17 protein-coding genes are annotated in these 19,571 nt (G+C 72.0%); 8 read left to right on the top strand and 9 right to left on the bottom strand.

Going from position 1 to position 19,571, the window contains the following annotated elements; genetic code table 11:
• Positions 1-65: 65 nt before the first annotated feature.
• Positions 66-1,229, bottom strand: a complete 1,164-nt coding sequence (locus QFW77_RS02870; protein ID WP_280572793.1) for a LysM peptidoglycan-binding domain-containing protein — start codon at positions 1,227-1,229, stop codon at positions 66-68.
• A gap of 144 nt (positions 1,230-1,373) precedes the next feature.
• Here QFW77_RS02870 and def point away from each other — a divergent pair, with 144 nt between their 5' ends.
• From def to QFW77_RS02845, 5 genes are all read left to right on the top strand, one after another.
• Complete coding sequence (gene def, locus QFW77_RS02865; protein WP_280572754.1) at positions 1,374-1,886, top strand: peptide deformylase; 513 nt, start codon at positions 1,374-1,376, stop codon at positions 1,884-1,886.
• Positions 1,887-2,007: 121 nt separating this feature from the next.
• Positions 2,008-2,931, top strand: coding sequence for a methionyl-tRNA formyltransferase (gene fmt / locus QFW77_RS02860; RefSeq protein WP_280572752.1), 924 nt, complete (start codon positions 2,008-2,010; stop codon positions 2,929-2,931).
• 148 nt (positions 2,932-3,079) lie between these two features.
• Entirely contained in the window at positions 3,080-4,417 is a 1,338-nt protein-coding gene (gene rsmB, locus QFW77_RS02855) for a 16S rRNA (cytosine(967)-C(5))-methyltransferase RsmB (RefSeq protein ID WP_280572751.1), read from the top strand.
• Between the two features lie 156 nt (positions 4,418-4,573).
• Positions 4,574-5,458: a glycosyltransferase family 2 protein gene (locus QFW77_RS02850; RefSeq protein ID WP_280572750.1), complete on the top strand. Its 885-nt coding sequence runs from the start codon at positions 4,574-4,576 to the stop codon at positions 5,456-5,458.
• Between the two features lie 111 nt (positions 5,459-5,569).
• Positions 5,570-6,595: a glycosyltransferase gene (locus QFW77_RS02845; RefSeq protein WP_280572749.1), complete on the top strand. Its 1,026-nt coding sequence runs from the start codon at positions 5,570-5,572 to the stop codon at positions 6,593-6,595.
• A 12-nt stretch (positions 6,596-6,607) separates the two neighbouring features.
• On the opposite strand, the gene QFW77_RS02840 is transcribed toward QFW77_RS02845, so the two are convergent.
• Genes QFW77_RS02840 through QFW77_RS02825 form a run of 4 tightly spaced genes read right to left on the bottom strand, consistent with a single transcriptional unit; the run spans position 6,608 to position 10,620 of the window.
• Positions 6,608-7,657 carry a glycosyltransferase family 9 protein gene (locus tag QFW77_RS02840; protein ID WP_280572748.1) on the bottom strand — a complete coding sequence of 350 codons (1,050 nt, stop codon included), beginning with the start codon at positions 7,655-7,657 and terminating at the stop codon, positions 6,608-6,610.
• Positions 7,651-9,189 carry a PH domain-containing protein gene (locus QFW77_RS02835; protein WP_280572747.1) on the bottom strand — a complete coding sequence of 513 codons (1,539 nt, stop codon included), beginning with the start codon at positions 9,187-9,189 and terminating at the stop codon, positions 7,651-7,653. Before QFW77_RS02835 ends, QFW77_RS02840 begins: the two co-directional genes overlap by 7 nt.
• Positions 9,173-9,658 carry a PH domain-containing protein gene (locus tag QFW77_RS02830; RefSeq protein ID WP_280572792.1) on the bottom strand — a complete coding sequence of 162 codons (486 nt, stop codon included), beginning with the start codon at positions 9,656-9,658 and terminating at the stop codon, positions 9,173-9,175. The genes QFW77_RS02835 and QFW77_RS02830 overlap by 17 nt, the downstream gene beginning before the upstream one ends.
• 44 nt (positions 9,659-9,702) lie before the next feature.
• Positions 9,703-10,620 (bottom strand): lauroyl acyltransferase, encoded by a 918-nt coding sequence (locus QFW77_RS02825; protein ID WP_280572746.1) that lies wholly within the window; start codon positions 10,618-10,620, stop codon positions 9,703-9,705.
• A 337-nt stretch (positions 10,621-10,957) separates the two neighbouring features.
• Here QFW77_RS02825 and dtd point away from each other — a divergent pair, with 337 nt between their 5' ends.
• Complete coding sequence (gene dtd, locus QFW77_RS02820) at positions 10,958-11,398, top strand: D-aminoacyl-tRNA deacylase (RefSeq protein WP_280572744.1); 441 nt, start codon at positions 10,958-10,960, stop codon at positions 11,396-11,398.
• 106 nt (positions 11,399-11,504) lie between these two features.
• Positions 11,505-13,391 (top strand): RNA polymerase sigma factor RpoD, encoded by a 1,887-nt coding sequence (gene rpoD, locus QFW77_RS02815; RefSeq protein ID WP_280572743.1) that lies wholly within the window; start codon positions 11,505-11,507, stop codon positions 13,389-13,391.
• A gap of 248 nt (positions 13,392-13,639) precedes the next feature.
• Here rpoD and QFW77_RS02810 read toward each other — a convergent pair whose 3' ends face one another.
• Together QFW77_RS02810 and QFW77_RS02805 are read right to left on the bottom strand one after the other, a co-directional pair.
• A complete protein-coding gene (locus QFW77_RS02810; RefSeq protein ID WP_280572742.1) occupies positions 13,640-14,623 on the bottom strand; it encodes a carbohydrate kinase family protein in 984 nt (327 codons plus the stop codon).
• The gene (locus QFW77_RS02805) at positions 14,623-15,927 is read right to left on the bottom strand and encodes a sugar MFS transporter (protein WP_280572741.1); all 1,305 of its coding nucleotides are present in this window, start codon (positions 15,925-15,927) and stop codon (positions 14,623-14,625) included. Before QFW77_RS02805 ends, QFW77_RS02810 begins: the two co-directional genes overlap by 1 nt.
• A gap of 278 nt (positions 15,928-16,205) precedes the next feature.
• Between QFW77_RS02805 and QFW77_RS02800 the strand changes: the two genes are divergently transcribed.
• Positions 16,206-18,500, top strand: coding sequence for a GH92 family glycosyl hydrolase (locus QFW77_RS02800; protein WP_280572790.1), 2,295 nt, complete (start codon positions 16,206-16,208; stop codon positions 18,498-18,500).
• A gap of 175 nt (positions 18,501-18,675) precedes the next feature.
• Here the strand turns inward: QFW77_RS02800 and QFW77_RS02795 are convergent, their stop codons facing one another.
• Both QFW77_RS02795 and QFW77_RS02790 read right to left on the bottom strand, forming a co-directional pair.
• Positions 18,676-18,852, bottom strand: a complete 177-nt coding sequence (locus QFW77_RS02795; RefSeq protein ID WP_280572740.1) for an integrase core domain-containing protein — start codon at positions 18,850-18,852, stop codon at positions 18,676-18,678.
• Complete coding sequence (locus QFW77_RS02790) at positions 18,825-19,493, bottom strand: DDE-type integrase/transposase/recombinase (RefSeq protein WP_280572739.1); 669 nt, start codon at positions 19,491-19,493, stop codon at positions 18,825-18,827. The genes QFW77_RS02795 and QFW77_RS02790 overlap by 28 nt, the downstream gene beginning before the upstream one ends.
• Between the last annotated feature and the right edge of the window lie 78 nt (positions 19,494-19,571).

Genomic DNA, 19,571 nt, shown 5'->3' with positions numbered 1-19,571 from the left:
GGACACGACGACGGCGCCCTGGGGCGCCGTCGCGTTGCTGCGTAGGATCTTTCCGCCTCGCGCTGTCAGTAAGGCGCGTCCGGGTGCTTGAGGTGGTAGCCCACGCGGGTCGGCTTGATGCTGTCCATCACCAGCGCATAGGCCATCCGGTCGTAGGTGCGGAACACCATGGCATGGCCGGAGAACTCGTCCGGCAGCCGCACCTTGTTCTCGAAGAACACGGTGTCGGCGTCGCGGTCGGGGCCCTTCTCGACCCGGTCCACGGCGTTGGTGCCCTCGCGCCAGAGCGAGAACACGGTGCCGTTGTCCACGCCTTCGCGCGCGCCGATGGAAATGGCGATCACGTCGCGGGGGCCGCCGGTGGTCATCATGTCGGCCACCGCCAGCACCCGGGCGCGGCCGTATTCGGTCTGCTGCGCCGGCGGATGCGGGAAGAACTGCAGGTCGTAGGGCTGCGGGTCCACCGGGATCAGCCGGTCGCCGATGCGGACCTCGCGGCCCTGGTCGTCGAGCAGCAGGGTGGTGGCCTGGATGCCGCCGACCTCGCCGCGGGTGACGGTGCCGGTGTTGACCTGCATCAGCTCGTAGCCGAGCACTTCCTTGCCCTTGTCGGGCATCACCACGTCGGCCCAGTACTGCTGGGTGTCGAGCCGGCTGCGGCCGCGGAAGTCCAGATCGCGGGTCGAGAAGGTGTCGCAGCACAGCCCGCTGCGCGACAGGTGGTGGTAGCGGGTGGTCGGCCGCACCACGGCATAGCGCTCGCCGGCGGTGGCGGCGCCCAGGCCGCGGACGTAGGCGACCTGGCCCTCGACCACGCGGAGGCGGTCCTCCTCCAGTCCGACCACGTGCGGCAGGTGCTCGAACTCGTCGACGACGCGCAGATCCTTGAGGAACGGCTCGATGTCGGACAGCGGGATCGCGTCGATCGGCGCGGCGTCCTGGCGCGGGCCCGGCTGCACCGCCACGCGGTCGAGATAGGCCAAGCTGATCACATCGCCCGGATAGATCAGGTGCGGGTTCTCGATCTGCGGGTTCGCCTGCCAGATCTCCGGCCACAGCCATGGCCGTTCCAGGAACTTGCCGGCGATGCCCCACAGGGTGTCGCCGCGCTGGACCACGTACGTATCTGGATGATCGCCGCGCACCCCCTGGGCAGCGGCGTAAGTCGCAACGGTGAGCAACGACACGGCGCAAACCGTACGAAGCCCCCGAGAAAGGCGCTGAAGCATGCCGGCCATCTACCTGCTCCCCTTGGAGATTTCCCCTTGCAGCGCGGGCACTATAGCCCAGAAATGCCGGGCCAACGCAAGCCTGCCGGCGGTTACAATGGCGCCAGCACCCATGGTTGTGATCCACGCCACCTTTTCCCCGCCATGTCCCGACTGTCGATTCTCGAGTATCCCCACCCGCAGCTGCGCAAGCTCGCCGAACCCGTCGCCGCCGAGCGGATCGCCGAACCCGCGTTCCAGCGCCGCCTCGACGACATGTTCGAGACGATGTACGAAGCGCCGGGGATCGGCCTGGCCGCGCCGCAGATCGACGTGCTCGACCGGTTCATGATCGTCGACGTCACCGAGGCCAAGGACCAGCCGCTGGTGTTCATCAACCCGCAGGTCCGGTCCCGCTCCGAGGAGCTGCGGGCGCACCAGGAGGGCTGCCTGTCGATCCCCGGCGTCTATGCCGATGTCATCCGCGCCGACGGCATCGAGGTCGAGGCGCTGGACCGCCACGGCAAGCCGTTCGCGATGCGCGTCGACGGCCTCCTGGCGACCTGCATCCAGCACGAGATCGACCATCTCGACGGCAGGTTGTTCATCGACCACCTCTCGCCGCTCAAGCGCGAGATGGCGCTGAAGAAGCTGGCGAAGCTGCGCAAGCGCGCCTGAGGCGCGCCGGGAATGGGGAATCGGTAGGGCGGTTCGGGGCCGCCGGGCGGGGCGCGGGTAGGGCCGCGCCTTCCTTTGGCCTTACCATTCCCGATCCCTCGTTCCCGATTCCCCTTTTCTCTTGAGAATCGTCTTCGCCGGCACCCCCGAGTTCGCCGTGCCCTCGCTGCGGGCGGCGGCGGGCAAGGCCGAGATCGTCGCGGTCTACACCCAGCCGGACCGGCCCGCCGGGCGCGGCCGGGCGCTCGCGCCCTCGCCGGTCAAGCGCGAGGCGCTGGCGCGCGGTTTCGAGGTGCGCCAGCCGGAGCGCCTGCGCTCCGCCGCCGAGCGCGAGGCGCTGCGCGCGCTGCGGCCGGACCTGATGGTGGTGGTCGCCTACGGGCTGTTGTTGCCGCAGGCGGTGCTGGACATCCCGCCGGAGGGCTGCTGGAACGTCCACGCCTCGCTGCTGCCGCGCTGGCGGGGCGCGGCCCCGGTGCAGCGGGCGATCGAGGCGGGCGACACCGAGACCGGGGTGTGCCTGATGCGGATGGAGAAGGGCCTGGACACCGGTCCGGTGCTGCTGTCGCAGAGCATCGCCATCGGCGAGCAGGAGACCGGCGGCGAGTTGCACGACCGGCTGGCGGAACTGGGCGCGCAGGTGCTGGGCGATGGCCTCGGGCTGCTGCGCGCCGGGATCCGCCCGGTCGCGCGGCCGCAGCCGGAGCAGGGCGCGACCTATGCGCACAAGCTGGACAAGGCGGAAGCGCGGCTGGACTGGGCGCAACCGGCGCAGGCCCTGGCCAACCGCGTGCGGGCCTTCAATCCCTGGCCGATGGCCGAGGCCGAGGTGGCCGGGGAGCGGTTGCGCATCCACGGCGCGGTGGCGTTGCCGCTGCGCCACGATGCGGCGCCGGGCACGATCCTGGCGGCCGGCCGCCAGGGCATCGACATCGCCTGCGGCGAGGGCGCGCTGCGCATCCGTACCCTGCAGCGCGCCGGCGGCAAGGCCATCACCGCCGCCGACTACCTCAACGCCCGCCGCGACCTGGCGCCGTCCGGATAGCCACCGCGATCTTCCTGCCGGAACAGCGGAAACCGCCCCCGCTGGAGCTTCCCCGCGCGCGTCGGCCGCCGCTGCGCCGCGATCGCCGCGGGGCCGGAGTCCATACTGCGCAGCCGCCGCCGATCCACGAAACGACGGAGCCCGAGCCGTGTCCAACCGCGTGAATCCGCCTGGGAAGAGCTCTCCGGCCGCCGGCTCGGCGCCGCGCGCGCTCGCCGCCGGGGTGCTCGATGCGGTGCTGCACCGCGGCCGTTCGCTGAAGGCCGAACTCGCCGCGGCGCTGCCGCAGCTGGACGACACCCGCGACCGTGCCCTGGTCGAGGCGATCTGCTTCGCCGCGCTGCGCCAGCGACCGCGCTACGACACCGCACTGGCGGCGTGGATGGCGCGGCCGCTGGCGGCGCGCGACCGCCCGCTGCGCGCGCTGCTGCATGCCGGGTTCGCCCAGCTCGATCCGCTCGGCCTGCCAGCGCATGCCGCCGTCGCCGCCACGGTGGAGGCGGCACGCAGCCTCGGCCGCGCGCACCAGGCCGGCATGGTCAACGCGCTGCTGCGCCGCGCCCAGCGCGAGGGCCTGCCGCCGTGCGATCCCGCGGCGGCCTGGCCGGGCTGGCTGCTGGCGCGCCTGCGCGCCGACTGGCCCGGCGATGCCGAGGCGATCCTCGCCGCCAGCGCCGCGCCGGCCCCGCTGTGGCTGCGCGTCAACCGCCGCCACGGCGACCGCGACGCCTATGCCGCACGGCTGCGCGAGGCCGGCATCGAGGCGCTGGCGGCCGATGGATTCGAGGACGCGCTGCGCCTGGATGCCCCGGTTCCTGTGGCTGCGCTGCCCGGCTTCGCGGAAGGCGCCGTGTCGGTGCAGGACGTCTCCGCGCAGTGCGTGGCAGATGCCCTGGCGCCGGCGCCCGGCGCGCGCGTGCTCGATGCGTGCGCCGCACCCGGCGGCAAGGCCGCGCACCTGCTCGAGCGCGATCCCGGGCTGCGGCTGACCGCGCTCGATCTCGACCCGGCGCGGCTCGCCCGCGTCGGTGCCGGGCTGTCGCGCCTCGGCGTTGCCGCGCAGGCGCGGCTGCTGGCCGCCGACGCAGCCCTGCCGGCCAGCTGGTGGGACGGCGAGCCCTACGACGCCATCCTGCTCGACGCCCCCTGTTCGGCGACCGGCGTGGCGCGGCGGCAGCCCGACGTCCTGTTGCACCGGCGCGCCTCCGACATCGACGCCCTGGCGGCGCTGCAGGCAGCGCTGCTCGACGCCCTGTGGCCGCTGCTGCGGCCCGGCGGTGCCCTGGTCTACGCGACCTGCTCGATCCTGCACCAGGAGAACGCCCGGCAGGTGGCGGCCTTCCTCGCCCGGACCGCCGATGCCACGGCCGCGCCGCTGGACGACCGCTACGGGCGGATCCACGGGGTGGGGCGGCAACGGCTGCCCGGTGAGCAGGGCGGCGACGGGTTCTTCGTCGCCCGCCTCGTGCGCCTGAACGAAGGCTGATGCTTCTCCCGCTCCCGTCACGCGGGCTTTCGCGGCGCTCATCATCATTCTGAACGCCTCACCCGCCACCCTGCCCCGAGCCGCTCGATGCGACCAAGGTCGCGGCCGGCGTTCCGCCCCGATTGCTCGTCCCGCTTGCCGCCTCCGTAGCCCGCCATGTCCGAGCCCGTCGCCAGCATCGTCTTCACTACCTACAACCAGCCGGCTTGGCTCGAAAAAACCCTGCTCGGTTTCGCGGCACAGGACCGTCGCGACTTCGAGGTGCTCGTCGCCGACGACGGCTCGGGCGCCGACACCGCGGCGCTGATCGAATCGCTGCGGTCGCGCCTGCCGTTCGCGCTGCGGCACGTGTGGCACGAGGACCGCGGCTTCCGAAAGAGCCGCATCCTCAACGCCGCGATCGCCGCCAGCCGCGCCGACTACCTGATCTTCACCGACGGCGACTGCATCCCGAGGCGCGACTTCGTCTCCATGCACCTGCGTTTGCGCCGGCCCGGCCGCTACCTGTCCGGCGGCTACCTCAAGCTGCCGATGGAGCTCAGCCGGCGGATCAGCGGGGACGACATCGCCAGCAACCGCTGCTTCGAACTGGCATGGCTGCGAGCGCACGGTCTGCCGACCGCGGCGCGCAACGTCAAGCTGCTCGCGCAGGGCGCTTCGGCTGCGCTGCTGGACCGGATCGTCACCGCCAGCCCGACCTGGAACGGGCACAACGCCTCGGGGTGGAAACGCGACCTGGTAGCCGCCAACGGGTTCGACGAGCGCATGGGCTACGGCGGCCAGGACCGCGAGCTGGGCGAGCGGCTCGGCAACGCAGGCGTGCGCGGCATCCGCGTGCGCCATCGCGCGATCGCGCTCCACCTGGATCACGCCCGCGGCTACCGGAACGGCGAAGCCCTGCGTCGCAACTTCGCCATCCGTGCCCGCACCCGCATCGCCAAGGCGACCTGGACCGAACACGGCATCGTCAAGGGGCCGGCGCACGGCGGCGCCAGTCCCGCGGGCCTCGCGCTCGGCGAGGGTGGGCAGCGGGCCACCTGACCGACGCCCTGGAAGGAACCGACCGGCTCGGGCTGGCGCGGCTGCGGCGACTGGCGGCAGACTGCATCGCACCCTGGCCCCGGGGCCAGGGCGTCCTCATCGGTCCATCGCATGCGTATCGCCCACGTGTTGCTCACCCAGCGCTTCGCCGGCACCGAGCGCCACGTGCTCGAGCTGGCAGCGGCACAGGCCGAGGCGGGTCACGAGGTCACCCTGGTGCTGCGCCGCAAGGCGGCGCGGCGAGCGACCGACGCCATCGCCTGCCGGGTCGATCGCCGCGTCGGCGTGGTGCTGGTGCCCGACTGGCTGGCGCGCTGGCCGGCGGTGCCGATGGCGCGCCGGGCGCTCCGGCGGCTGGCGCCGGACGTCGCGCACGCCCATCTCGGCTCGGCCTGCCGCGCGCTGCGCGGCCTGGACGCCGACTGCTTGCGGGTGGCGACGCTGCACATCGGCTATTTCGCCGAGCAGCACGCCCATCTCGATGGCCTGGTGGCGATCGCGCCCTGGCAGCTGCCGACGATCCCCGGGCCGCTGCGCGAGCGCTCGGTGCAGATCGACAACTGGACCCTGCCGCGCCCGGCGGCGGCCGGTGCACGCGACAGGATCCGCGCCCAGCTCGGGGTCGGCGAGCGCGAGTTCCTGTTCGGCGCGCTGGGCCGGGTCGAGACCGAGAAGGGCATGGACCTGCTGCTGGACGCGTTCCAGACGGCGCGCCCGCCTGACGCGCGGCTGGCGATCGTCGGCCAGGGCGGTGCCTGGGAGGCGCTGCGCCGCCGCGCCGAGGCGGACGTGGCGATGCCCGGTTTCGTCGCGCGACCCGAGGACTGGATGGCCGCGTTCGACTGCTTCGTCAGCCCGGCGCGCGAGGAGCCGTTCGGGCTGGTGCTGCTGGAGGCGATGCAGTCCGGCCTGCCGGTGCTGGCTACCGCGACCGCCGGCGCCTCGCACCTGGGCGGGCTGATCGGGCGGCCGCTGCTGCCGCCGGGAGACGGCGCGGCGCTCGCGCAGGCGCTGTCGCGCGTGGCCGCCGAGCGGCCCCCCCGGCGCGACTACCCGCTGGACGGTTATCGGGTGGAGGCCAAGGCAGAGGAAGTGGAGCGCTACTACCTGGCGCTGCGCGCCCGCACCCTGGCCTGAGCCGTTCCCGCCTCAGCCGCGCGGCGGCAGCGACTTCCACGCCTCGATCACCGCCTGCGGGGCGATGTCGGCGACCCGGCTGTCGGCGCCGCGCTCGCCGCCGAGCACCGCGATCGGGCCGCTGCCGACCGGTCGCCACAGCGCCGGCGGCGCGGCGCCGAACAGCACCACCAGCGGGCAGCCCAGCGCGGCCGCGGCGTGCGCCGGGCCGGTGTCCACCGAGACCATGCTGTGGGCCCGCTCCAGCAGCGCGAACAGGCGCGGGATCGGCAGGTCGTTGGCAAGGTTGCGTATCCGGGGTTCGTCGCCGGCCGCGGCGCGGACGTCCTCGAGCACCGGGTGCTCCGGCGGCGAGCCGCACAGCAGCACCCGGGCTCCGGGCAGTTCGTCCAGCACCGCCCGCGCCACCGCCGCCCAGTGCTCGGGCTCCCAGTGTTTGGGATGGTCGGCGGTCATCACCTTGCCGCGCTTGTGGGTGCGCTTGTTGCCGGGCTGGAACAGCACCAGCGGGCCGGCCAGGGCTTCGCTTTCCAGCCACCGCGCCAGCGCCTCGCGCGAAGCGTCGGGGACGACCAGCCGTGGGAGGCGAAACGGTGCGGGGTCCGCTTCGGCCACGGCATACCGGCGGGCGGGGTCGCGCAGGCCGAACAGCATCCAGCGATCCGGCCACAGCATCGGCGTGGCGAGCTCTTCGCCGGTGCGCTCGACCAGGTCCTCCTCGCGCACGCCGCCGCGCAGCAGCAGGCGCCGGATTTCGGGGTCCGGATCGCACAGGTAGACCGGGCCGCGGCCGCGGCCGCGCAGCCAGCGCACCAGTTCCCACTGGCTGGGGCAGAACAGGTAGGGCGTCTTGCGGCTGGTGACCAGCTGCAGGTGGCCGAGGGTGGGCTCGTGTGCCATCACCGGCGCGGTCCAGCCGCCGGAGCTGACCACGTCCACCTTGCTGCCGTGGCGCGCGGCGACCAGCCGCATCAGCGAGGTCAGCATCACCATGTCGCCCATTGCCCCGCAGCGCACCACAAGCGGCGGCGCCGTCGGGCGGTTGCCGGCACTGCTCACCATCGCAGCCTCCTGCGCGCCACCGCGCCGCCGATGCGTGCCAGCAGCGCGCGCGCTTCGTCTTCGGGCAGGTAGCGCATCCGCAGCGGCGGCGCCAAAGCGCCGGTGCCGGCGCTGTCCAGCCACAGCGAGGCCATGCCGAACCAGCGGTCCAGCGGCGACTGCCGCAGCTGCAGCGCCTGCAGCTTGTCGAGCTCGGCGAAGCGCCAGTGCCGCGACCACCAGCCCTCGCGCACCGCGACCAGCTGGTCGTCGAGCGCGTAGCCGGCGCGCCGCGCGTGCTGGCGGGCGACGAAGGCCGCCCACGGGATCCACAGCAGGCCCAGCAGACCCCAGGCGCCGAAGCGCCAGCCGATCGCAGCGACCAGCAGCAGGGCGACGAAGCATCCGCCCAACGCCAGCCGGATCCAGGCGCGCGGGTGCAGCGGCTGCCAGGCCGGGGGCGGCCACGCCGCCTGCGGCAGCAGGTGCTCGACCAGCGCGTCGCAGGCCTGCGGGGTCGCGATCGGCGCCAGCTCCGCCAGCCCGCGCTCCTCGTTGCCCTGTTCCACCACCGCGGTGTCGATCCGCAGGCTGCGGCGGCCGAGCAGCCGATGCAGCAGCGTCTCCTGCAGGGTCCAGGCCTGGATGCGCCGGCGCGGCACGCTGTTGCGGCGGCGGGTGAGCAGGCCGCGGCCGGCGGTGAGGCGGCGGCCGTGCTGCTCCAGCCGGAAGTCGTGGTACTGCACCAGCGCCAGCGCCACCGAGAGCAGCCGCACCAGCAGCAGCGCCACCAGCACCAGCGCGGCGATGCCGAGGCCGCGCGCCAGCCAGTCGGCGCCGATGCTGTCTGCATAACCGGCGGCACGGCGGCCGAGGTCGGCGAACACATCGCTGGCCACGCGGTCCGGGAGGACCTGCCAGGACAGCGCGAACGCGCCGGCCACGATCACCATGCCGCGGTTGGACACCAGCCCGAGCCGCACCACCTCCGGGGTCGGCAACGCCAGCAGCAGGTCGCCGCCGGGGTCCGTGCCCGCCGCGGCCGGGGCATCGCCGGAGGCGGCTTCGCCGCGCCGCCGCACCAGCCGCTCCAGCGCCAGCGCCTCCTCCAGCCGCAGCACCTGCATCCGTGCCTCGGGCTTGTCGCCGCTTGCCGATTCCAGCCGCACCTCCGCCACCTCGAAGATCCGGTGCAGCAGCGACTGGTGCACCGCCACGTCGTGGATGCGCGAGAACGGTACCTGGCGCAGGCTGCGCTCGAACAGGCCGCTGCGCACGAAGATGCTGTCGCTGCCGATGCGGTAGCGGTAGGTGAAGTAGCGCCACACCGACAGCGCCGCGATCGCCACCACCGCCACCAGCGCCGGCACCATCTGGTAGCTGCTGGCACGGCCGCCGAACAGCAGCAGCGCGACCAGCGGCACCAGGAACTGGCGCAGCTGGGTCAGCAGCACGAACAGCCAGGACAGCGGATGCAGCCGGCGCTCGACCTCGGTGGGCAGCACTGTCTCCGGCACCGGGGTCCCGGCGCCGGGATCAGGACTCGTCGTCATCTTGCTCGACCCGCTGGGCGAGATGGTCGCGCAGGCGCTCGGCGTCGGCGGCATCCAGCCCCTGCACGGTCACCGCGCTCTGGCGCGAGCCGGCGGTGTGGATCACCAGCGTGGCCAGGCCGAAGCGCCGCTCCAGCGGGCCGCGCCGGATGTCGATGTGCTGCACCCGCGAGCCGGGCACGCGGGTCTCGCTGCGCCAGAGCCGCCCGCGACGCAGGGCGAAGCCGTCGTCGTCCAGCAACCAGTGGGTGTAGCGGTACTTCTTGGCGCCCAGCCAGACCGAGAACAGCAGGAACAGCAGCCAGCCCAGCGCCACCGCGGCGAGCACCCGCGGCAGGTGCAGCAGCACCATGCCGCCGGCGGCCAGGGTGATCACAGCCGGGATCAGCGGCCCCACCGCGCCGGCCAGCATGAACAGCGTGCGCGCGCGCCGCGGCAGCGGCTGCCAGCCGGCGTCGCCTTCCGGCATCGCGGGACCGGCCGTTGCGCTCGTGCCGAGGTCTTCGATGTCGATCATCCGGGTGCCTTCTCGTAGGGATTGGGTTCGCCGCTGCCGGCCGGGCGCCAGCGCCAGCGCTTGTAGGTCCACTGGTACTGCGCCGGGTCGCGGCGGGCGATGCGCTCGACCGCGGCATTGAGCGCGGTCGTGGCCGCGCGCGGATCGGGATCCGCGATTTGGGCGGGCGCCGATTCGATCCGCAGCGCGAACCTGGGTTCCGGACCGATGCGCTCGCAGTAGGCGAACAGCACCGTGGCGCCGGTGCGCGCGGCCAGCCGGCCGAGCAGGGTCATGGTCAGCGCGTCCATGCCGAAGAACGGAGCGTACTCGCCGTCGCCGACCTTGGGCTGCTGGTCGGGCAGGATGCCGGTGACGCCGCCATCCTTGAGCAGGCGCAGCAGCTGCCGCACCGCGGCCGGCCCTTCGGCGCGCACCTGGGTGACGTTGGCGCCGGCGTCGGCGCGCACCCTGCGCAGGAACGCCTCGCCGATCGCCGCGTCCGGCGGCCGGTACAGCACCGAGATCGGGGTGCGCGAGGCCAGCCACTGGTTCAGCAGCTCCCAGTTGCCGTAGTGCGGCGCGGCCACGATCAGCCCGCGCCCCGACGCCAGCGCCGCGTCGAACAGCTCCAGGCCCTGGGTCTGGCGGATCAGCGCCAGGTTGGCCGCGTGCGGGCGGGTCCAGAAGCGCAGCGTCTCCAGGAACTGGCGCGCGGTGGTGCGCAGGATCTCGCGATGCCATGCCGCGCGCTGGCCCGGCAGCAGCTCCGGGTAGGCGATCTCCAGGTTGCGGCGCGCCACGAAGCTCTCGCGCGCGTCCAGCCGCCGCCACAGCCAGGCCAGTCCGTCGCCGATCCGGTACAGCGCCGGCCACGGCAGCCGGCCGATGCCGGCGGCGATCGCATAGAGCAGGGCGGCGGCGGCGCGGATCATCGCGCAAGTCTAGCCGGGAGGTCGGGCAGGGGACCGGCGGGAGTGCGCGGCCGTGCCGGAAGCGAGGCCCGCAGGGGTAGGAACGAAGGTAGCTGCGACTCCGTCGCCCGCTTCGCCGCGGCGGGATCGGGCCAGGGTGGGCCCGGCCAGTGGTCCGGCGGTGGGGTCGCAACCCCCTCCGGGGCGCTCGGCGTTGGAGTCCCGCGGTGCCGCGACTGCCGTCGCCCCCACGGGACGCGCCCTGCGCCTGCCGGCTCGCATCCCTTATGCTCCGATCCGCGATCCGCGATCCTGCCGCTGTCCTGGCCCTGGCTCCGATTCCCAATTTCCGATCCCCATGCTGACCCTCATCCAGCGCGTCTCCCGGGCCGCCGTGACCGTCGGCGGCGAGACCGTGGGGGCGATCGGCCCGGGCCTGCTGGCCCTGGTCGGGGTGGAGCCGGGCGACGGGTCCGTCCAGGTGGAGCGCATGGCCGGGCGCCTGCTCGGCTACCGGGTGTTCGCCGACGAGGAGGGGCGCATGAACCGGTCGCTGGCCGAGACCGGCGGCGGCCTGCTGCTGGTGAGCCAGTTCACCCTGGCCGCCGATACCCGTTCGGGGATGCGCCCGGGCTTCAGCACGGCCGCCGCCCCCGCGGAAGCTGAACGCATCTTCAGCGAGCTTGTGGCGATCTGCCGGGAAAAACTCCCCCTGGGGGTGGAAACCGGCCGCTTCGGTGCCCATATGGAAGTCAGCCTGGTCAACGACGGCCCGGTGAGCTTCCTGCTGCGGTCCTGAAGACCGGTCCCCGCAGCCTGCCGCACCCTGCTCCACCGGACGGCGGAGCGGGCCGGCTGGTATAATTACGGGTTCACTTTTTCCTCTCCCCGGGTAGCGCGATTCTATGGCCAACGAACGTCAGGCGGCGCCGCAGTCCGACATCAAGCAGCTGATCAGCAAGGGCCTGGAACAGGGCTATCTGACCTATGCCGAGGTCAACGATCACCTGCCGGACGACCTGGTCGATCCGGAGCAGATCGAAGACATCATCGGCATGATCAACGGCATGGGCATCGAGGTGCACGAGAGCACCCCGGATGCCGAGCAGCTGCTGCTGGCCGGCGATTCCACCGGCAACCGCGACGTCGACGACACCGCGGCCGAGGAGGCCGCGGCCACCCTGACCGCGCTCGACGCCGAGGGCGGCCGCACCACCGACCCGGTGCGCATGTACATGCGCGAGATGGGCACCGTCGAGCTGCTGACCCGCGAAGGCGAAATCGCCATCGCCAAGCGCATCGAAGAGGGCCTGCACCAGATGCTGGCTTCGCTGGCCAGCTTCCCCTGGTCGGTGCAGCTGCTGCTGGAGGACTACGAGCTGCACAAGGCGGGCAAGAAGCGCCTGGCCGAGATCGTGGTCGGCTTCAACGACCATCTCGAGGAGGAGGCTGCCGCCGCGGCGGCGGCCGAGGACGACAAGCCGGCGGCCAAGCCGTCCGCCAAGGACGACAGCGACGACGACGATTCCGACGACGACGACGACGACGACGACAGCGCCGAGGAGGCCGGCCCCACCGGTCCCGATCCGGAGGAGGTCGCGCGCCGGATGGAAGTGCTGGCGCAGCAGTACGCCAAGTTCCAGAAGACCTACGCCAAGCACGGCCCCACCCACAAGTCGGCGCTGAAGCTGCGCGAGGACATGGCCGCGCAGGTCATGACCCTGAAGCTGCCGCTGCCGCTGGTCGACACCCTGGTGCGCAAGCTGCGCGAGGTGGTGGGCGAGATCAAGGACCACGAGCGCCGCATCCTCGACCTGTCCACGCGCATGGCGAAGATGCCGCGCAAGGACTTCCTGCGCGCCTGGGAAGGCAACCAGACCAATACCGGCTGGGTCGACGAGATGCTCAAGCGCAAGCAGAAGTGGTCGTCGGGCCTGCGCGAGGTCAAGGAGCAGATCATCGCCGAGCAGGAGTCGATCGCCTCGATCGAGAAGGCCATGACCGTCACCCTGGCCGACCTCAAGGAGATCAACCGCACCATGGCCTACGGCGAGGCCAAGGCGCGCAAGGCCAAGAAGGAGATGGTCGAGGCCAACCTGCGCCTGGTGATCTCGATCGCCAAGAAGTACACCAACCGCGGGCTGCAGTTCCTCGACCTGATCCAGGAGGGCAACATCGGCCTGATGAAGGCGGTGGACAAGTTCGAGCACCGCCGCGGCTTCAAGTTCTCCACCTACGCCACCTGGTGGATCCGCCAGGCGATCACCCGCTCGATCGCCGACCAGGCGCGCACCATTCGCATCCCGGTGCACATGATCGAGACGATCAACAAGCTCAACCGGATCTCCCGGCAGATGCTCCAGCAGTACGGCCGCGAGGCCACGCCGGAGGAACTGGCCAAGGAAATGGAGATGCCCGAGGACAAGATCCGCAAGGTGATGAAGATCGCCAAGGAGCCGATCTCGATGGAGACCCCGATCGGCGACGACGAGGACTCCCACCTGGGCGACTTCATCGAGGACACCAACGTCGAGTCCCCGGTCGAGGCCACCACCAACATCAACCTGTCCGAGACGGTCCACGGCGTGCTCGCCGGCCTGACTCCGCGCGAGGCCAAGGTGCTGCGCATGCGCTTCGGCATCGACATGAACACCGACCACACCCTGGAGGAGGTCGGCAAGCAGTTCGACGTCACCCGCGAGCGGATCAGGCAGATAGAGGCCAAGGCGCTGCGAAAGCTGCGCCACCCCAGCCGCTCGGAGCAGCTGCGGAGCTTCCTCGACATCGACTGACGGCGGCGCTCGCGCGCGCCGTCCCGGCCCAGACGCCACGGCCCCGCCCCAGCGCGGGGCCGTTCGCGTTGGCGGCCGCATGCGATCCTGCCGCCCCGTGGGTGCGTGTCATGCACACGAAAGCCGGCGCTGCCGGCCATGCCCGGCAGCGCCGCCCACCCGGCCCGAGCCGCCCGCGGCCTTCGCGGCCATGGGCCGCTCCTGCGGGCGCGGCCCTGGCACCCGTGCCGGTGCGGCCGCCAGGCTCGTCACCCGGTCCGGGCGAGCGCCTCGACCGCGGCGGCGGCCGGCATCGCATCGAATGCGCCATGACGGGTCACGGCGAGCGCCCCGCACGCCGCCGCGTGGCGGAGCAGATCGCGGCGGATCGCGTCGTTCTCGAATGCGCCGGCCAGCCGCGCCGCGCCCGTGCCGGCGCCGGCCAGGCGCCACAGCAGCCCGGCGACGAAGGCGTCGCCGGCGGCAGTGGTGTCGATCGCGGTGACCGCGAAGACCGGAGCGGTGCCGTGCCGCTCCCGGGTCCACCAGCGGATCGGGGCGGGCCCGTCGGTCACCACCAGCGCCTCGGCCGCGCCGCCGAACAGGCGCCGGATCGCAGCGTCCTCTTCGCCGCCACCGACCAGGAACGCCAGTTCCTCCCGGCTCAGCTTGACCAGGTGCGCGCGCTCCAGCGCCCGCCACAGCACCGGGCGCGGGTCGGCGCCGCGTGGCCACAGCGCCGGGCGCAGGTTGAGGTCGAAGCTGACCAGCGCGCCGGCCTCCGTCGCCAGCCCCATGCCGTGCAGGGTGGCATCGGCGATCGCCGGCTCGGTCAGGCTGTTGGAGCAGACGTGGAAGACGGCCAGATCGGCGAACGCCGCCGGGTCGAAATCGGCGGCGCGGAACAGCAGGTCCGCTGCCGGGGGACGATAGAAGCTGAAACTGCGTTCGCCGCGCGCGTCCAGCGCCACGAATGCGAGCGCGGTGGGGGCGGCGCCGGTGCGCCGGACCTGCGCCACGTCCACACCGTGGACCCGCAGCGCGCCGAGCAGCGACTCGCCGAACATGTCCTCGGCCAGCATGCCGACGAAGCGCGCGCGGCCGCCGAGCCGGGCGACGCCGACCGCCACGTTGGCGGGGGCCCCGCCGGGCTGTTCGAGGAAGCTGCGCGGCGCACCGCTGCCGCCGGAGCTGGCGCGGAAATCGATCAGCGCCTCGCCGAAGCAGGCGACCGCGTTGCGTGCCGCGGGCATCAGTGCATCGGTCCGGCGGCGGGTACGGACCATGCAGGTCCCGGCGACATGCCGCTGCGCACCCGCGAGCCGCGCAGCGCGTACCAGACGATGTAGGCGTAGCAGGCCAGCGGCAGCACGAAGGCGGGCTGGATGCCGATGCGGTCGGCCAGCGCCCCCTGCGCCAGCGGCACGATCGCGCCACCGACGATCGCCATCACCAGCAGGCTCGAGGCCTTGCTGGTCAGCGTGCCAAGGCGCTCGATGGCGGTGGTGAAGATGGTCGGGAACATGATCGAGTTGAACAGGCCCACCGCCAGCGCGCTCCACATCGCCACCTGGCCCTGGGTGGTCATGGTGACGGCGAGCAGCACGCACACCGCCACCGCGCTCAGCGCCAGCAGCCGCCGCGCATCGAACCGCGTCATCAGGGCCGCGCCGATGAAGCGGCCGACCATGGCCCCGCCCCAGTAGAAGGCCAGGAAGCGCGAGGCGCTGGCCTCGCTCAACCCGCCGATGGTGGGTTCGGCCATGTAGTTGATCAGGAAGCTGCCGATCGACACCTCCGCGCCCACGTAGAGGAAGATGCCCAGCACGCCCCAGCGCAGGTGCGAATGGCGCAGCGCCTCGCCGTAGCTATGGTGGCGGTCGTCGCCGGCGTCGGTGGCCTCGCGCAGCGAGGGGATTCGCATCAGCAGCACGAACACCGCCAGCAGCAGCAGCCCGCCCGCCAGCATCAGGTAGGGCAGCTCCACCGAGCGCGCCTGCGACGCGCGGTAGGCGGCCTGCTCGGCGACCGGCATCGCCGCCAGCTGGTCGGCGCCGAGCACCGCGCCGACCAGAATCAGCGGCCCGATCGCCCACGGGAACACGGTGGTGCCCAGCGAATTCAGCGCCTGCGCCAGGTTGAGCCGGCTGTGCGAGGTACGCGGATCGCCGATCAGGCTGATGTAGGGATTGGCCGCCACCTGCAACAGGGTGATCCCGCTGGCCAGCACGAACAGCGCGCCCAGGAACAATCCGTAGGAGGGCAGCCGCGCCGCCGGATAGAACATCGCCGCGCCGACCGCGGCCACCACCAGCCCGATCACGATGCTGGCCTTGTAGCCCACCCGCGCCACCACCGCGCCCGACGGCAGCGACATCAGGAAGTACGCACCGAAGAAGGTGAACTGGATCAGCATCGTCTGCGCGTAGTTCATCGAGAACACGGCCTTCAGGTGCGGAATCAGCACGTCGTTGAGGCTGGTCAGCCCGCCCCAGGTGAAGAAGATCATGCTCACCACCGCGATCGCGGCGGGGTTGGACAACTGTCCTCGGCTCATCCGGGGGCTCCTTCGGGCGGGGCTGCGGCAAGGCCGGCGGCGCGCCCGTGCGGCAGCACGGGCGTCGCGACGCGGCACGGGACTGGCTGGTTCGACATGGAATTGGATCGATCCAAAGCGCAGCATCCTGCACCCAGGGAACGGCGCGCGCATTTTGCGCCGCAACATGCCCGACCCCGCCGGGCGGTGCTAGGGTCGCCTTTGGATCGATCCAATCGAAAGGCGGGTGGGCGATGGCGAGGGGAGCATGGCGCATGGCGACGGGGCTGTTGCTGGGAATGGCCGCGGCGCTATCTGCCGCGGCGGACCAACGCGGTGAAGCGGCCTGGGCCGCGGTCGATCCCTTCATCGGCACCGGCGGCGAGGGCCACACCTTCCCCGGCGCGGTGGTGCCGTTCGGCATGGTCCAGCTCAGTCCCGACACCCGCATCCAGCCGCGCGCGCAGGCCTACGACTGGGCCGCCGGCTACCGCTACGACGACGACGGCATCGTCGGCTTCTCCCACACCCACTTCTCCGGCACCGGCCATTCCGACCTCGGCGACGTCCTGCTGATGCCGGTGACCGGGGCGCCGAAACTCGAGCGCGGCGACCCCGACGTGCCCGGCAGCGGCTACCGCTCGCGCTTCAGCCACGACGGCGAGGTGGCCGAGCCGGGCTACTACGCGGTCACCTTGGACGACTACCGCGTGCGCGCCGAACTCACCGCCAGCGCGCGGGTCGGCGTGCACCGCTACGCCTTCCCGGACGGCGCGCCCGCGCACGTGCTGCTGGACCTGCGCACCAGCCTCTACGATTACCCCGGCAAGATCTCCTGGTCGCGGATCCGGGTGCGCGACGACGGCACCGTCACCGGCTTCCGCCAGACCCGCGGCTGGGCACCGGGCCGGCAGCTGTACTTCGCGCTGCGGTTCTCGCGGCCGCCGCGTGCGCACGCGCTCCACAACACCGAGCAGGACATCCCCTACAAGGGCTTTCCGCCGCCGGGCGCCGACGACCCCACGCAGCGCGCGCAGATCGAGGGCCGGCAGCTGCTGGCCAGCTTCGATTTCGGCAGCGCCCTGGACGGCCCGCTGGTGGCCAAGCTGGCGATCTCGCCGGTCAGCGAGGCCGGGGCCATCGCCAACCTCGACGCCGAGGTGCCGGACTTCGACTTCGACCGCGTGCGCGCCGAGGCGAAGCGTCAGTGGGTCGAAGCGCTGTCGGTACTGGAGGTGGAGGCGCCCGCTGAGGCGCGCACCGCCGCCTACACCGCGCTCTACCACACGCTGATGGGTCCCAGTCTGTTCATGGACAGCGACGGCCGCTACCGGGGTCCCGACAACGCCGTGCACCGGGCCGACGGCTTCACCCACTACTCGACCTTCTCGCTGTGGGACACCTACCGCGCGCTGCACCCGCTGCTGACCCTGGTGCAGCCGGAGGCGCGCAACGCCGACTTCATCCAGTCGCTGCTCGCGCACCAGCGCCACAGCCCCTACGGGATCCTGCCGGTGTGGTCGTTCCACGGCCTGGAGACCTGGTGCATGATCGGCTACCACGCGGTGCCGGTGATCGCCGACGCCTACCTCAAGGGCATCCGCGGCTTCGATGCCGACGCCGCGCTCGACGCCATGGTCGCCAGCGCCAGCTACGGCCCCTACGACGGCCTGCGCCAGTACATGGAACTGGGCTGGGTGCCGATCGACGAGGAGGGCGAGGCCGCTTCCAAGACCCTGGAATACGCCTACGGCGACTGGACCATCGCGCGCATGGCCGCGGCCATGGGCCGCGACGACATCGCGCGCGAGTTCCAGCGCCGCGCCGGCAACTGGCGCAACGTCCACGACCCGGACACCGGCTTCATGCGCGCGCGCAACCGCGACGGCAGTTTCCGCGAACCCTTCGACGCCACCGCCAGCGGCTACGGCAGCGACTACACCGAGGGCAACGCCTGGCAGTACTCCTGGTACGTGCCGCACGACGTCGCCGGCCTCGCCGCGGCGCACGGCGGGGCCGACGCGCTGCTGGCGCGGCTCGACCAGGTGTTCGACGCCGAGGTCGACCCGGCCGTGTTCGCGCACATGGAGGACATCACCGGCCTGATCGGCTGGTACGCGCACGGCAACGAGCCCAGCCACCATGTCGCCTACCTGTACGCCCACGCCGGTCAGCCCTGGCGCACCCAGGCGCGGCTGGCCGGGATCATGGAATCGCAGTACGCCGCGCGCCCCGACGGACTGGCCGGCAACGACGACCTCGGCCAGATGTCCGCCTGGTACCTGTTCACCGCGCTGGGCTTCTACCCGGTGGCGCCGGGCAGCGGCGAGTACGTCATCGGCCGCCCGTTCCTGCCGCGCGCCACCCTGCACCTGCCCAACGGCAGGGCCTTCACCATCGTCGCCGAGGGCCTCGACCAGGGCCATGGCTACATCGCCTCGGCCACACTCAACGGCGAACCGCTGCGCCGCGCCTTTATCCGCCACGACGAGATCCTGGCCGGCGGCGAGCTCCGCTTCGGCATGCAGGCCACGCCGAACCGCGACTGGCCGGGCGCCGGTGCCGAGCGGCCGTACTCGATGTCGGCGGACTGAAGTGTCGAGTCTAGGTCGATCCCACCGGTACAGAGAACGTATCGTTGATCTGACGCAAGGTGCCGCCCAGTATCTCCCTTGCCAACCTCAGGCCCAACGTTAAGTGCATGAGTCGCAACCTATCCTGTGACAATGGATGGTCACCTATGTAATAACCCAGCACTTCCTGCACAGGTCAGGCCGCTAAGGCATAGGCCTCGGCGGGCGTCTTCATACCCAGCGCCTGGTGCGGGCGCCGGAAGTTGTAGAACTGAATCCAGTCGCCGATCACCCGCGTGGCGTGCTGCTGGGTCTCGAAGCGGTGGCGGTGGGCGCACTGTTCCTTCAACGTGCGGATGACGCGCTCGACCATGCCGTTCTGCTGCGGGCAGTGTGGCGTGATGAACTCCTACTCGAGGCCGTAGCTGCGCACCAGGCGCGTGTAGTGGCGGCTGGTGAACACCAAGCCATTGTCCGAGCGCAGCAGGAACGGCGCAGGCACACGGCCAAGCGTGCCGTAGCGGTGAGCAGGGCCTGCTCGAGGGCCGCGGCTGCGGTGGTGGCCCGGCCGCTGCGCGAGAGCTGCCAGCCCAGAAATTGCCGGGTGTGGCAGTCGATGACCAGGGCCAAGGTCAGCCAGCCGTCGCGCCCGCCCCAGACCCGGCACAGATCCGTGGCCCAGCGCTGGTCGGGTGCCGTGGCCACCGACGGAAGGGCTTGGATCCTGGGGCGATTACCGACCGCGCGCTTGCGCACCTGCCACCCCTTGAGCTGGAAGATGCGCTGCACCGTGTTCTTGTTCATGCCCAACAACCCGGCGACCGTGCGGTACCCGAACGACGGCTCCTCCTCGATCAGGGCCTTGATCGGCTCGGCCAGTTCAGGCTTGACCACCGGAGGCGCCTTCGTCGGACGGTAATACACCGTGCGCCGCGCCACACCGAACCAGCGGCACAGCTTGACCATTGACACCTCCAACCCGTCCTCGCGCAGTCCCTGCTGGATCGCGACCATCAGGTCTCGTCCTTGCCCAACAGGGACGCCAATTTTTTTCGGGCGCGCAGCTCCAGCATCGCCTCGCCATACGCTTCC

Source organism: Luteimonas endophytica, assembly GCF_029887875.1.
GTDB lineage: Bacteria > Pseudomonadota > Gammaproteobacteria > Xanthomonadales > Xanthomonadaceae > Luteimonas > Luteimonas endophytica.
The sequence above is the reverse complement of the archived record's forward strand: the minus strand, read 5'-3'. Positions and strand labels throughout refer to the sequence as shown.